Raw genomic sequence first — 14,868 nt, forward strand, 5'->3', positions numbered from 1 at the left:
CAACTTCTTCAGTGCCCTCCCAGCAGGCAGCCCCTTTTTTTAGTTGGTTTTTGATTCCGGATAACATGAATCCCGATGTGTTCCCCCTATATAATGATACAATAAGTTAATTCACATGACAATCTTAACCCCTAACCCCCAAGTCCTGCTACCCTGCGCATGGTAGCAGGAACATGGAAGTAAAGGACAACGTGCTTTTGCTTTTATCGACACAAACATACCGCTTAAAAACATTGAACCTGGTTAATCCGAAGTTAAGTGCTTAGTTAATTCCGTGTTAAGCGGTTTGATTTGATTCTGTACGGTTTAATATGATCATTTCAGGTAGTCTGCTTCCAGCAAATAGCGGTACGGATCGTAGGCATGATGTACAAAAATGTTCTTGCCATCGAAGGGGAATTGCGTGTCGTAATCCGCTGTGGGAGCGAGTATGATCGGTACGCCGGCAGGGGCGTAATTATGGCTGCCTACAAAAGGTGGCATCTTATATTGAGGCAATGTTTTTTTCACCATACCATATAGCCGTTTGCCCAAAACTTTTTGCATGCGCCGGCTAGCCTTTTTACTGCTGTTATCCAGTCTGCCATACATATAACTCAGCACAATTCTTACAGGCAGCGATTGTTTTCGCAGCGACTTTTTTACATACTGGAAAGGATTCGGGCTATTGAAATCGCGGGTGGTCTGTAGCGAAAATGGGGCTTCCGGCACCCAGTCACGGGCATTGATAATTCTGAATCCCCAGCCATTACGTGTCACGAAGTCATAGTCGTACGCGTAGTATAAATTCCCTGGTTTTGGAGCAGCACTGCTATAGGTTTTGATGGTAATATCTTTTGGGAAAGCCGGATCGTCTATGTATTCAAGATAGGAACGGAGCAGGAAGGTGATCGCACCACCCTGGCTATGTCCTGTGAGGATGAAATCATGTATTCCTTGCCGGTAGCAGTCTTTGATCTTTGCCACGATATCGTCTGCCATTGAGGCCAGGGCCAGTGTCCAACCCGCATGTACATATGCATTACTGTCTTTGGCAAAGCGGTATTTGAAGTGAGTGCTATCGTTCAGCTGAAAGGAACCAATGGCGGGGATCATGCCGGCATGGAAGTTTTCCATCCAGGATTCTTTGTTGCCCACCGTGCCCCGGATGCTGATCACGGCCACATTGCCATGGTAGGTCCAGAGGTCCCAGCGATTGTGTAAACCTGTTTCTTTGGAGCGGTAAATGAGTTTGGAGTCCTCCGGGGGTGGTATCTTTTTGGTCCACGGGGTATCTGCGTTAAGGAAGCAGATAGCGAGCATGTCTGCATATTCTTTGGGGGCAAATCCCGCTTTGAGGTGCTGTCCATAGCTTGTATTCCAATAGAGGCCCAGGATGGGCAGTAACAATAATAGTCCCTTTCTGATCATCAGATAATAATTAGCTGTTTATGTGATATCCTGTTACAGGAATGATGCCGGTCAGAGTAATTTCGCGGCCGCGTCTTCCCAGTTTAATATACGGTTATACCCTTCGATATGGATATTATGAGGTCCTGTAAAGAGCAGGGGGGTGCCTTTGAAGAACTGGAAGTTCCTGATCAGGTCATCGATCATGTAATCCGTTTGTACCAGGCTTTTGTCGCCACACAGGCAGTACTGCCGCCAGGTGAGGAAGGGGAAGTGGTCCTGCAGCCAGCTGATCTTGTCCATCAGGGAATTCGGAAATTCCATGGCGGCAGAGACGATGTATACTTTGTATTTTTTGTTCAGTTCTTCGATCACCCTTTGAGCATCCGGGTATACGGGGAGATCGCGGAAGAAACCAGGGGTATTGAGATATTGGTGGATGATGCCTTTGTGTTCAGGTGGTACGGCTTCAGAGATAGATTTACCCCTGAGCTGGTCTTCTGTAAAGATGGTGCCGTAGTCCCGGTAATACCAGGAGCGGGCTTTTGTAATGGGATCCGCGATGGTTTCGTCCATATCTATGGCGATAGATGGCATGTGTTGCATTCCGGGAAGATTGTATTTACGAAACGATACGCAATAAATATAACAAAATTCCCTGCAGGCAGCTACAAAAAAGGAGTTGTATCCTGGTTAAAACCTCTTGGAATCAACCAAATAGAAACGCGGACCCATTAGGTATCTGAATAAAAACCTTCATGAAAGAGAGAAAAGTGCTTAGGTATAGTTCAGTCATCAAATTATAATTTGTTTTTAGTCTTCCTTATCTGGATGAGAGGTGATTTTCCAGTGAATTCCAAATCTATCGGTAAGTACCCCATAACAAGGACTCCAGAAGGTTTGGGCGATAGGCACTTTTATTTCTCCACCGACTGATAGCTCATTGAATATCCGAATAGCCTCTTCGGAATTATCTGTATTGAGGTAAAGATAGAAATCTCTTGAAAACGAAGCCGCCGATTGCTCAGATATATCTGCACTATCATTCCCCATCAGAACTGTCCTTTCACCGATTTGCAGTGTGGCATGCATAACATTTTCATCATGTGCGTTTGGGAAAAATTTCCTGGCCTCCTCCGGCACATCCTTGTAACGGCCTATGTAGAGGCTTTCACTACCAAACACTGTTTTGTAGAAACTGAACGCTTCTTCACAATTCCCTCTATAAACTAAATATGGATTGACTGAAATCATGGCCTTTTATCTTAGTAGATCAAATTACATGAAATATTTGTACGCACAACCACAATAAATATTGCAAGTTAGCGAAAAGAAATTCAGCGATGAGGAAGCCCCACGATATGCATAACAGAATAATACGCAAAGTAAGAGCGTCTAAACTCTCTTAATCAGCCAAATTTTCCTATAATTTACTTCACATATTATTATGGCTTTTAGTTTTGTCTGGGCAATATTGCCCAGACAAAACTAAAAGCCATAATAATGCCGTATACTATTTATTAATACAATTGTTCCACACGACCCAGTGTTCCATCTTCAGCCATACCTTCTACCACAACTCTGAACCTTCTTGTAAAGTCATTATTGTAGAAAGAAATACGTGCTGTATGTGTCAGGGTATCTGCTACCAGGTTTGGATTCCAGTACAGTGTCAGTCGCTTATCCTGCAAAATATGGATCTCTTTACGTACAGTATAATCAGGTGCATAGAATTCTTTTACGATATCATAACCTGCCTTGCGGTATTTTTCAAATCCATGTGTATCCACATCAGACTTGCTATCACCACCACGTCTCAGGTACACCGCAATCGCACCACTGCTACCACCAAAACCACCTACGAAAGTCGGACGCAATACCTTGATGAACGCCACATCCTGGATGTTGATGTTATTCAGCATGGCCACATTGGTCGGCATTTCATTCAGGAACAGTACCGGTGCACCACCACGCCATTGCATAGCCGGGGTAGTAGGATCTGTTGTATTGATCGTCAGACCTGGTACTTTGGACTGCAGGTACTGGAAGATGTTGATGGAACCGTTTTCAGACTTGGTCAGGTCAAATGAATAACCATCACCCGCGTTAAACATACCGGTAGCATAACGTTGTTCTACTACATCGGTTCTGCTCAGACGTTTATCCTTTACGTTATACTCCTGCAGGAAGATTGGTTTCTGCTGTATAGAACGTGTTACTGCATTGTTTTCATTTACTGTATTCAGGAAGCTGTTCAGCACAGTATTTTCAATAGGCTGTGGCTCTCTGAAAGGATAAGGCATGTTAGCAGAAGACTGCGTCTCGAAGAAATGATTCTCAAACTTCACGTTCACGTCTTTCCAGGCTTTATTCGGATCGTTTGCACGATAGAATACGTTGATGGTATCTACGAACTGCAGACGGTCTATGGCAAATTCACCTTTATCATTCGTAGTAACAGAAGAGAATGCGGTAGAAGTATCAACAGGCTGTTTCAGGATGAAATCCACTTTACCATTTGACAGCGGAGCAGTACCCTTGTTGATGGTTGCGATACCTTTCAGCAGCAGCCCCTGTTCATAAGGATACTTGATTTCTGGCAGGTAGTTGTGCAGAATTTTTTCCCATGTAAACCTTCTCCATCCATTCGTCATCATCACCAGGTCCAGGCCCTGCATGGTAGCTGGATCCATATCCCTGAAGTACTGAGCCGGATTAGCGATATACCCTTTCAGGTCAGAAGTCATCAGCAGGTTAGAGAGGATGTTGTTCTGATCATCGCTGATCACCACATTGTCAGCATCAGTGATAGATACAGACAGGCTGGTCAGCATGGTATCAGGCACTTTTACTTCCAGTACATTCTTCTGTCTTGGCTGATTGTTGATCTTTAAATTCTGTAAAGTCAGTTGCAGCTGATCAGGTTTACGTACAAATGCCAGTCGCTCTGCGATTGGCATACCATCCGCAGTGAAGATGGTGAACTGTACGATACCTGAAGGCAGGTTGGCAGTAGGAATGAAACCGCTCAACTGTCCCTCAGCTGCATTCAGCTTGGCTTTATATATCACGTGTTGTTGCATCTGTGCTACAACCAACATATTGTTATATATAGGATTATCTTTCGTAGCCGGCAAAGTCTGATAGAAGATACGTGTACCTTTATTGAATATTTTAAGTCCCACACCCGCTGTCTTTAATTGTGGCAGCAGTACCGTTTTTTGTTGTCCTTTGCTGGTTTGAACGATTGCCTTGTAAGTTTCACCGGCTGCAGGGGTCAGGTCAAACATGCCCATACCGTCGCGCGTTGTTTTCAGTAATGTAACTGTTTCCCCTTTCAGGTTCTGCACGATACCATTTACTTCGATAGGGTAACCCTGATCATTAATCGCCTTGAATGCAATACGACCGCCCACACCTACGATCGCATTACCGCCTTCAGGGAAAAATTGAACAGAAAAGTCATTGCCAACTGGTTTAGCCGGCAATTGGCCAGGGTGAGCCGGATCAAAGATTTCGATGTCCTTGTAAAACAAGAACTCCGCATCAAAGTTCAGCATCCAGGCAGTATAAGCACGGATCTGGTATTGACCCGGCGGCATTGTTTCCGGAACTACAAACGCACCTGAACCAGTAGCCCCCCCCACAGAAATAAGTTTCTTTTGAACAATCTTCCCACTCTTATCGATTAATTCTACGTACAGGTTCGTTGCAGAGAGAGAAGGTTGGCCTTGTAGCAGTACATATGCCTTAAACCAGATGGTTTCACCCGCACCGTAGTAATCTTTGTCTACCTGCAGATAAACTTTTTCCTGGGGAAAGCGTTTGCTGTACTGTTCAAGGGCTTGCGTAATTTTATCCTGCCATTCATCGGCGGGATAAAATGCAAGGGCTGCTGTAATACCCATCAGACATAATGGGAGCAACCACTTTAAGCGATTAGTTTTAGATTTCACAGATTGCATGTGGAAACTTATTTGCGACAATATAGTATACAAAAATATAATATGCAAAATAATATGAAAAAATAACATATACAAAAAATACGGCTAGTGTTTTATAAACTAAATTGTTATAAACTTTCTTAGGATATTGCAGGCCGAAAATGGTTAAGAAAATATCAGTTTAACGATCAGGTATAAATAAATGAAAGACAATAGATTAGTAGTTATTGGGGGTGGGGCAGCTGGTTTCTTCTGTGCGGTAAATGCCGCCAGAATGGCAAAATCACTGGAAGTCATCCTGTTAGAGAAGACTGGCAAGCTGCTTTCCAAAGTAAAAGTATCCGGCGGCGGCAGGTGCAATGTCACGCATAATGCCCCTGATATATTATATATGTCAAAGCGTTATCCAAGGGGACAGCATTTTGTGAAGAAGTCTTTTGGGCATTTTTTCGTGCCTGACACCATCCAGTGGTTCCAGGAAAGAGGGGTTTCGCTCAAGGCTGAACCCGATGGACGTATGTTTCCGGTTACGGATAGTTCCCAGACCATCATCGATTGTCTCCTGAAGGAAGCAGATAAACACAGGGTGCAGATCAGAACCAACACGGCCGTAAGCGGGCTGGAACAAACCTCCGATGGCTGGAAAGTGTTGTTGCAGGACGAAGCGCCTATCGAAACTAAGTTTGTATTTGTAGCGGCCGGAGGGTATCCGCAGGCTGATAAGTTCGGATGGTTGCAGAACACCGGTCATGAAATCGTACCTCCTTTGCCGTCGCTCTTTACTTTCAATATGCCGGGCAATCCCATTATCTCTCTCATGGGTGTCAGCGCTATCGCCGCTGTGAAGATTGCAGGCACCAAGCTACAGGAACAGGGCCCGGTGCTCATCACCCACTGGGGGTTGAGTGGCCCCGCTATTTTGCGGACCTCTGCCTGGGGGGCAAGAGAACTGGCAGATCTGAACTACCAGTTTACCGCTGTTATCAACTGGCTGCCGGATCACAATGAAAACAGCCTGCGGGAAGATCTCCAAAGCCTGCGATTCGAACTGGGTGGACAAAAGATCTACAACAAAAATCCTTTTGGCCTGCCACAGCGCTTATGGCTATTTATGCTGGAACAGTCAGGCATTGCCGAAGACGCCCGCTGGGCCGATGTGCCTTCAAAGGAACAGAATAAACTCATCAAACAACTGGTGGCTATGGAATGCCCCGTGAAAGGGAAGACCACCTTCAAAGAAGAATTTGTCACCTGTGGGGGCATCAAATTATCAGAGATCGATCCGAATACGATGGAAAGTAAATTATTGCCGCAATTGTTCTTTGGCGGTGAAGTCATGGATGTAGATGGTATCACAGGTGGGTTCAACTTCCAGCATGCATGGAGTAGTGGCTATATTGCTGCAAAGACTATTGCACAAAAAATGGGCTGACTAGACAGTCAGCCCGTAGTAAACAAAACTAAATTAATCATCAAATTAGCGTAAATATAACCGCCTTAGATATATAGAGCAAAGCAATATTATTTATTACGTAATAGAGAAGCTCTATATCTTTGGTTGCGGAGTAATTGATTATTATTATGGAGTAATTAATTCTATATCTATTTTTTCAGGACCGCTGCAAACGATCCTGAAAAAATCCCCCCCCAAATAAAAACGCTTTTGCCGTAGGCAAAAGCGTTTTTATTTGGCTTATAGCAACTTCTTTTAAAAGTAATTTATTCCCGGCGGATAATCTTGCTCCAATGCTTTTAACAATCTCTCAAACTCTTCAGGATTCCTGAGAAAATCAACCTTTGTCGTATCCACCATCAATGTCTTCACCGGGTGCTGCTTGATATACTGCATATACACATCCTGCAAATTCCCCAGATAACTATCAGGTATCGATTGCTCATAAGACCTGTTCCTGTTCTTTATATTCTGCTGCAACTTTGTAATCGGTGCATTCAGAAATATCAGCAAATCCGGTTGTAACAACTGCGGATTAATAATATCAAACAGCTTCTGGTACAGGTTATATTCCTCATCTTTCAATGTCACCTTTGCAAACAGCAAACTCTTTATAAACAGGTAATCCGATATAAAAAAGTTGTTAAACATATCCTGCGTCTGCAACATATCTTTCAGCTGCTTATACCGTTCAGCCATGAAAAACAGCTCCAACGGAAAAGCATACTGCTGTGGCTTCTCGTAAAACTTAGGCAAAAATGGATTATCCGCAAACTCTTCCAATATCAGTTGCGCACCAAAGTGCTTCGCCAGTCTTGTAGCCAGCGTCGTTTTACCAGCCCCTATATTTCCTTCAATTGTAATGTATTTATAATTCATCTGGCTTGCTCCTGTAACTGAAATTTTTGGGCAGGTAATGTATCCGTACACTCCGCCAGCAGAGCGCTGACATCTTTATGTAGTACCGGATGTATCCAATCGGGACGAATCTCCGCCAGCGGCACCAGTACAAACTGTCTGTTCGCCATCTGCGGATGTGGCACTTTCAGCGCCGGCAAATCGATCACCGCATCATTATAAAAGATGATATCTATATCTATGACCCGTGCCCCCCATTTTTGTTGGCGTACCCTTCCCAACTGCCGTTCTATATCCAGTACGGTATCCAACAGCTCTTCAGCACCCAGGGTCGTATCTATCTGCAAAGCCTGATTCAGGTAGTCTGGCTGCTGCACATGGCCCCACGCAGCGGTTTCGTACAATCCCGACTTTTTTTCAACGGTTCCCGCCCGCTTATCTATTTGCATCACAGCCTGTTGCAGGTTCTCTGTACGGTTGCCCAGATTACCACCTATAAGTAATATTGCTTTATTCATGTATCTTCAACGGCCCAAAAGTAGACATAATCTTTATTTTTGGGAAAAGCAGTTTTCCTTAATCTCAAAATATGCGTAGTTTCTTTAAAATCTTTTTTGCCACCCTACTAGCACTCATTGTCGTAGGTGTTTTGGGAATCGTTATCCTCCTGGGATTGATCGGAAGTGCTTTATCGCCCGATAAAGTTGTCATTTCCCCTAATGGCGTACTGGTACTGGAAACAAACCAGGAACTCAGTGAACAGAAAGTCGCCAACCCACTTAGCATGCTCACTAAAAAAGGAGATGGTGGCACTCCTGGATTGTTCGACGTCATCAGGCTGGTTGACAATGCCACCGGCGATGATAATATCAAAGGTATTTACCTGAAAGTAGAAGGCAATGCCAACGGCTTTGCCACCAATCAGGAACTCAGAAACGCACTTGAGCGCTTCAAAGCCAGTGGCAAGTGGATCTATGCCTATGGCGAGAATATGAGCCAGCAGAGCTACTTTGTCGCCTCTGTGGCCAACAAGGTATACCTCCATCCAAAAGGCGGTCTTGACTTCAATGGCTTCTATTCACAGGTCACCTTCCTGAAAGGGCTGCTGGAAAAGTTGGAGATCCAGCCGCAGATCTTCTACGATGGCCGTTTCAAAAGCGCCACCGAACCACTGCGCGAAACGGAAATGACCCCTGCAAACCGCATACAGACCAATGCTTACCTGGGTGAACTGTATAGCAATTTCTTATATAATATAGGCCAGAGCCGTAAAATCGATACGGCTACCCTGCACAAATACGCCAATGACGGCGCTATCCAGCATGCAGAAGATGCCGCCCGCCTGAAACTGGTGGATGGCCTGCGCTACGACGATCAGGTGATGGACGAAATCAAATCCCGCCTGAGCCTGAGCGGAACTGACAAAGTGAACTTCGTGACCCTGAGCAACTACGAAAATGCCAACGAGCACCGTTTCAGGGACAACGATGCCAAGATCGCCCTCATCTATGCACAGGGTAGCATTGTAGGTGGCGATAGCGAAAAAGAAACTGTCATCAGCAGTGACCGCTATATCAAACTGATCAGGGAAGCCCGTCAGGACAAGGATATCAAAGCTATCGTATTCAGGGTGAACTCCCCGGGAGGTAGCGCACTTGCTTCAGAAAGCATCTGGCGCGAACTGACCCTGGCTAAGAAAGATAAACCAGTGATCGTATCTATGGGTGATTATGCCGCTTCCGGTGGTTATTACATCTCCTGTATGGCCGATTCTATCTTTGCAGAACCCAATACCCTCACTGGTTCTATTGGTGTATTTGCCGTGATCCCGAACCTGGGTAATTTCTTTAAGAATAAACTGGGTGTCACTTTCGACGGGGTGAAAACCGCACAGTATGCTGATCTTGGTACTGCCAGCCGTGCTATGACAGACGATGAAAAACGTTTCATCCAGAATGGCGTTGATACGACTTACATGGTATTCAAAACCCGGGTAGTCAATGGCCGTAAACTGAGTGGTGCAGTGGTAGACAGCATTGCACAGGGACGTGTATGGAGTGGTGTACAGGCAAAAGAATTAGGTCTGGTAGACCGTATCGGTGGTATTCAGGACGCGATTGCATGTGCAGCGAAGATGGTGCATGCCGGTTCTTTCAATGTAAAAGAATATCCTGAACCACAGGGTGGCCTTGAAAAGGTAGTGAGAAGTCTGGGTGGCGATATGCAATCCCGGATGGTGAAGAAAGAACTGGGTGAAAACTACAACCTGTACGAGCAGGTGAAGAGGATCAAAGAAATGAGTGGTCAGGTACAGGCCAGAATTCCCTTTGATATTGAGATCAAATAGCATCGTCACTTAAAATTTACTTAAAACCTGCCCACAGTGGCAGGTTTTTTTATACAACTTAGGTAAAACAATAGTAGTTTTACGCGATTTTCTAGCAACTAAATAGGCGTATGGCGGTGAAATACAGTCAAGGGACAGCTCTGCTGGCCATGGCAAAAGCAAGTTTGAAAGCAATATTGAGAAGCCCTTCGGCTGTAGTATTCAGTTTAGGTTTTCCCTTGGTGATCTTACTTTGTTTTGGCTTTATCGGGGATAGCACTGTATCTGTAAAAGTAGGTGTGGACAGTGCGACGGATACCCATAGTTACCTGTACCAGCAGTTATTGAAGGAGAAGAGCCTGAAACTGGTGACAGACAAAACGAATGCAGAATTGCAGGCAGAGCTGAAAAAAGGGCATATCACCGCTATTCTGAAAGTAAAGGAACTCCCTGCTGTAGACAATGCTCCTTCCAACTCCATCCAGGTCTATACCTCTACCGCTGCTGTTGAAAAGATCGGCGTATTCAATGCCATCCTGAATGGTGTGATCCGGAATGCAGATGCCAAATATTACAGCCATGCTTCAGTGGCCAGGATCGAACCCATGATCACGCTGCCTGGCCGCCGGTATACTACCATCGATTTTATATTGCCTGGTTTGCTGAGCTTTTCCCTGCTCAGTGCAGCCGTATTCAGCACTGCTTTCCTGTTTTTTGGTTTAAGACAGACGCTGGTATTAAAACGTTTCTTCGCTACGCCAATCCGGCGCTTACATATCGTATTGGGTGAATCCCTGGCCCGCCTGGTATTCCAGATCTCCGGCGCGATCCTGATCATTGCGATCGGTTATTTCTTCTTTGGTTTCACGCTGGTAAACGGGTGGAGTACCTTTTTTGAAATGCTGATACTGACTGCGCTGGGTGTTGTGGTGTTCATGGGCTTTGGCTTTGTAGTGAGCGGTCTCGCCAATAGCGAGAGCACGATCCCGCTATTTGCCAATATCATTACACTGCCTCAATTTCTCCTGGCAGGTACCTTTGTTTCTGTCGATGTATTTCCTACCTGGTTGCAGGTCATCTGCCGCATTATGCCACTAACTTACCTGAACGATGCTTTCCGGAAGGTAGCCTTTGAAGGACAGCACCTCTGGAACCTGGGCCTCGAGCTGGGTGTGATTACACTATGGGGTGTGGTCATTTACGCTGTGGCGGTGAGAGTTTTCCGGTGGGAATAGTCATTTTTTTTTGGTAACTTTTAGGGATGCAAACCTTTTTTATTCTCCTGGGCGCTCTGGCTGTGATCATCCCTGGGTGTTTCATAGTTAGCCTGTTTTTACCGGCTACTGTGAAGGTTGTGCGTGTCAGGGTCATTTCCGCCACTCCTGCTGCTGTATTTCAACAGATCAATACTGTTCGTAACTGGGAAAACTGGTCTCCCTGGCACCAGGCAGATCCTCATATGAAACTCCTGTACACCGATACTGAAAGTGGGATAGGGGCTGCCTACAGCTGGGAAAGCCAAAACCGGCAGATCGGCAAAGGGGCCATGATGATCACCAGTTCCCGGTTGGATGAGTTCATTGCCACAGATATGCACTTTATGGAGCAGGGACTGGCCAAAGCAACCTTTAAACTGGAACCGGTACCCGGTGGCACCAGTGTGACCTGGACCATGACAGCAGAACTGGGGCGTAACCCTTTCAAAAAGTTCATGGGCCTCCTGATGGACAAATGGGTAGGAAAGGATTTTGAAAAAGGACTGGCCAAACTCGAATCGGTATTAAGATAATTCTCCTCCTTTTGCCAAAATAGACCGAGATTTGCAACCTTAACAGTCTGGAATTGTTCATATGCGATTAATTAAACTAGCCGTGATTAGCGCAGTTTGCTTCGGCGTACTGCTTTTCCTTCTATCCTTATTATTACCTTCTAAAGCGATTGTAGAACGTTCTGGTGTCATAGATGCACCAATGTCTACTGTATATGGGCAATTGAATGACCTGAGTAAATGGTCGGCCTGGAATCCATGGGCTGCCGATGAAATTGCACAGGATAAGCAATATTCAAACCCTCCTGCAGGAAAGGGGGCCTACTTTACTTTTAGTGGTATGCAACATGAAGATCGTATAACCGGAAAGGTAAGTATTGAAGAAAGTCGTCCTGACAGTGGTATCAAATACCTGATGACATTCAATGCCATGCGCCCGGTAAATGCATATTTCGAAATCAAGCCTGCAGCTGATGGAAAAGCGACTGCTATCATGTGGCGCTTAGAAACACACCTGGGTTACTGGCCATGGTGGAAACTGCGTGGTTTCCTGGCGGACAGGCTCACCGGGCCACAGCTGGAATCGGGGTTGACACAGTTGAAAACAATTTGCGAAAGCGGTAAATAATACACAGACGGTAACAACCGCTCCCGCATTATACATTAATTTTCCATAAATTTTTTACTATTTATGAAACAATTCCTCTTATTCTTTGCATTGCTGGCCGGTACTGGCAGCCTTGTATCTGCACAGGAAAAAAAGGCAGTTGCAAGCCCTCGGGTAACTGCAGAAGGGAAAAATGTAAAAGTTGCTTATGGCCAGCCTTCTAAAAAAGGTAGAGTGATCTTTGGAGACCTGGTTCCTTATGATAAAGTATGGCGCCTGGGTGCTAACGAAGCAACTGAAATCACTTTTGCTAAAGATGGTAGCTTCGGTGGCAAAGCTGTAAAAGCAGGTACTTACACCCTGTTCGCTATCCCAACTCAATCAGAGTGGACATTTGTACTGAACAGCGAACTGAAACAATGGGGTGCTTACAAGTATGATTCTATCAAAGTACACAACGTACTGGAAGCGAAAGCTAAGGTGACTAAAACAGCTGCACCGGTTGAAAAACTGACTATCACTTTGCCTGCTGGTAAGATGATCGTAGAGTGGGATGAAACCCATGTGGAAGTACCAGTAAAGTAATGAGCAATGTATTTTATTGTAAAAGGCCGTTTCACCAGTGAGACGGCCTTTTATTTTTTACAGGTTCCATTTAACAGATACATTTATTTGCCGGCCATCTACAGGTCCCCACAGCGGTACAAAAGTAGGATCATTGACTGTTCCGGTATATAATGGCGAATGTTTACCCTGTCTTACATCAAAGAGGTTTTCTCCGTTCAACACCATTGTGACATGATCACCTATTTGTCTTGATACCATGGCTGCCCAGAACCAGTAATTAGGCGCCTTCTCATTGTTGTATAAATACTGATGCCCGTTCCAGCTATTCTCTATCCCCACGCGCCATTTATCTTCGATCTCATAAGCGAGTGTAGCCGCAAATTTATCCTGTGGTGCAAATGGCACGTATGTCGTGTTTATTTTTGAAATAGTATGATTATACCCCAGGTACAATTCCACATGATCCATTTCCAATCTCACATAAGTATCTGTGCCTGCACTATGTAGCGGGTCGTTTTGGGTTTGCAGTTCATATAAATTATCACTTCTGAATACAGGTAGTATTGGATGTTTCACATGAGAATAATAAAAGGCCTGGTTCAATGTCAGGTCCAGTTCACCGAGGGTGGTATGATAGTTTGCATCGAAGTTCAGTCCTTTGCTTCTCTCTGCTTTCAACCCATCCGGCATAGCGGCGAGCGTCTTATACCCCAGCAATTGTGTTTGTGTTGTAAAGATGGCTGCGGTCTTATACCCTGTACCTGCACTCAGGCGAACAGAGAGATCGTGAATGGGTTTGTACACCATGGCGAGTCTGGGCAACAGGAACCAGCCATATATATTGTGATGATCTGCGCGTAGCCCACCTTCTATCATCAGCTGCTTTGTGAGTTGAATGCCATCCTGTGCAAAGAAGCCGACAGTATTGTAGGTATAACTACCAATACGGCTGCTGTCGTGGTGATCCCTGGTATATGCTTCGCTGGTATTGTTCATGCCAAGCACGACACCATGCCATTTATAACTGGCTTCTGTATAGGTGTTCAGTTGTTTGCCCAGCAGGAGGAAATTCCCTTCTGTATGCAGCAGATGATAGAGACTGGCGTTACTTTTAATGGTGAACGCCTTGTGGGTCAGTTGTAGGTCTAAGCTATTGCGATTACTATTATTCTTTTCTGTGTAATAGGTACCACCACCGGTACGTTGTTCAAATGTTCCCTGGTACCCGGCAGTAAATGTCGTATTTGGATGGATATACCAGAAGAATTTCGGATGCACCAGGTACTGTCTTAACTGCGGCACATCGCTGAATCCATCCTTGTTCACATCTGTTGCATTCTGGTGGGTAACACCGCCAAAAAATGTCAAACCGGTTTTACGCCATTTCTGTGAATAATATAAATTGGCATTGTTCTCTTTGAGCGTACTGCGATTCAATAAAATATCCAATGATGGTTTGTCGCCCGGTGTTTTGGAAATAAAATTGATCATCCCCGCAATCGCGCCACCACCATACAGCGTAGACACAGATCCTTTAATAATCTCAATCTGTTTCAGATCCAGCGGGGGGATGGCCAGTACGCCAAAATTGCCGCTTAACCCTTCGTACAGGGGAAGGCCATCCCGCAAAAGCTGGGTATATTTTCCATCCATCCCCTGCATACGGATGGCATTATTTCCACTGATAGCTGATGTGTTTTGTATATGGATCACTGATAGATCGCCCAGCAAACTGGCTACGTTTGCCGGCTTAATACCGCCTTCTTCCTGCATATCCTCAGGTCCTAATACTTCCACTTTCATAGGCAGGTCCTCAATACGGCTATTGGTACGGGTAGAGTGCACGACTATCTCGTGAATCTGTACAACTTTAGTCGTGTCCTGTGCGAATAGCGGACCCGTGGCCAGTAATAAAATGAACCCTGTAAACTTCATGAAACAAAGAAAAGGAGCGAT

General features: G+C 45.1%; 13 protein-coding genes. 6 read left to right on the plus strand and 7 right to left on the minus strand.

Going from position 1 to position 14,868, the window contains the following annotated elements:
* Nucleotides 1-315: 315 nt before the first annotated feature.
* The 4 genes from BW716_RS23500 to BW716_RS23515 all read right to left on the minus strand — a co-directional run bounded on the left by BW716_RS23500 (nt 316) and on the right by BW716_RS23515 (nt 5,354).
* Nucleotides 316-1,410 (minus strand): lipase family protein, encoded by a 1,095-nt coding sequence (locus BW716_RS23500; RefSeq protein ID WP_083726613.1) that lies wholly within the window; start codon nt 1,408-1,410, stop codon nt 316-318.
* A 51-nt stretch (nt 1,411-1,461) separates the two neighbouring features.
* Nucleotides 1,462-1,995 carry a 5'(3')-deoxyribonucleotidase gene (locus tag BW716_RS23505; RefSeq protein ID WP_220388819.1) on the minus strand — a complete coding sequence of 178 codons (534 nt, stop codon included), beginning with the start codon at nt 1,993-1,995 and terminating at the stop codon, nt 1,462-1,464.
* Between the two features lie 207 nt (nt 1,996-2,202).
* The gene (locus tag BW716_RS23510) at nt 2,203-2,643 is read right to left on the minus strand and encodes a VOC family protein (protein WP_083726615.1); all 441 of its coding nucleotides are present in this window, start codon (nt 2,641-2,643) and stop codon (nt 2,203-2,205) included.
* 266 nt (nt 2,644-2,909) lie between these two features.
* Complete coding sequence (locus BW716_RS23515; protein ID WP_083726617.1) at nt 2,910-5,354, minus strand: MG2 domain-containing protein; 2,445 nt, start codon at nt 5,352-5,354, stop codon at nt 2,910-2,912.
* 181 nt (nt 5,355-5,535) lie between these two features.
* Here BW716_RS23515 and BW716_RS23520 point away from each other — a divergent pair, with 181 nt between their 5' ends.
* Entirely contained in the window at nt 5,536-6,765 is a 1,230-nt protein-coding gene (locus tag BW716_RS23520) for an NAD(P)/FAD-dependent oxidoreductase (RefSeq protein ID WP_083726619.1), read from the plus strand.
* Between the two features lie 276 nt (nt 6,766-7,041).
* Here the strand turns inward: BW716_RS23520 and BW716_RS23525 are convergent, their stop codons facing one another.
* Nucleotides 7,042-7,665 (minus strand): deoxynucleoside kinase, encoded by a 624-nt coding sequence (locus tag BW716_RS23525; RefSeq protein WP_083726621.1) that lies wholly within the window; start codon nt 7,663-7,665, stop codon nt 7,042-7,044.
* Nucleotides 7,662-8,162, minus strand: coding sequence for a 2-amino-4-hydroxy-6-hydroxymethyldihydropteridine diphosphokinase (folK, locus tag BW716_RS23530; RefSeq protein WP_083726623.1), 501 nt, complete (start codon nt 8,160-8,162; stop codon nt 7,662-7,664). The genes BW716_RS23525 and folK overlap by 4 nt, the downstream gene beginning before the upstream one ends.
* A 71-nt stretch (nt 8,163-8,233) precedes the next feature.
* Here folK and sppA point away from each other — a divergent pair, with 71 nt between their 5' ends.
* From sppA to BW716_RS23555, 5 genes are all read left to right on the plus strand, one after another.
* Nucleotides 8,234-9,991: a signal peptide peptidase SppA gene (sppA, locus tag BW716_RS23535; RefSeq protein ID WP_083726625.1), complete on the plus strand. Its 1,758-nt coding sequence runs from the start codon at nt 8,234-8,236 to the stop codon at nt 9,989-9,991.
* 110 nt (nt 9,992-10,101) lie between these two features.
* Nucleotides 10,102-11,205: an ABC transporter permease gene (locus BW716_RS23540; protein WP_083726627.1), complete on the plus strand. Its 1,104-nt coding sequence runs from the start codon at nt 10,102-10,104 to the stop codon at nt 11,203-11,205.
* A gap of 26 nt (nt 11,206-11,231) precedes the next feature.
* Nucleotides 11,232-11,759 carry an SRPBCC family protein gene (locus BW716_RS23545; RefSeq protein ID WP_083726629.1) on the plus strand — a complete coding sequence of 176 codons (528 nt, stop codon included), beginning with the start codon at nt 11,232-11,234 and terminating at the stop codon, nt 11,757-11,759.
* Between the two features lie 61 nt (nt 11,760-11,820).
* Nucleotides 11,821-12,366 (plus strand): SRPBCC family protein, encoded by a 546-nt coding sequence (locus tag BW716_RS23550; RefSeq protein WP_083726631.1) that lies wholly within the window; start codon nt 11,821-11,823, stop codon nt 12,364-12,366.
* A gap of 63 nt (nt 12,367-12,429) precedes the next feature.
* Nucleotides 12,430-12,930 (plus strand): DUF2911 domain-containing protein, encoded by a 501-nt coding sequence (locus tag BW716_RS23555; RefSeq protein WP_083726633.1) that lies wholly within the window; start codon nt 12,430-12,432, stop codon nt 12,928-12,930.
* 57 nt (nt 12,931-12,987) lie between these two features.
* Here the strand turns inward: BW716_RS23555 and BW716_RS23560 are convergent, their stop codons facing one another.
* On the minus strand, nt 12,988-14,847 hold the full coding sequence (locus tag BW716_RS23560; RefSeq protein WP_083726635.1) for a TonB-dependent siderophore receptor: 1,860 nt from the start codon (nt 14,845-14,847) through the stop codon (nt 12,988-12,990).
* Between the last annotated feature and the right edge of the window lie 21 nt (nt 14,848-14,868).

The organism is [Flexibacter] sp. ATCC 35208 (assembly GCF_001975825.1).
Lineage (GTDB): Bacteria > Bacteroidota > Bacteroidia > Chitinophagales > Chitinophagaceae > Chitinophaga.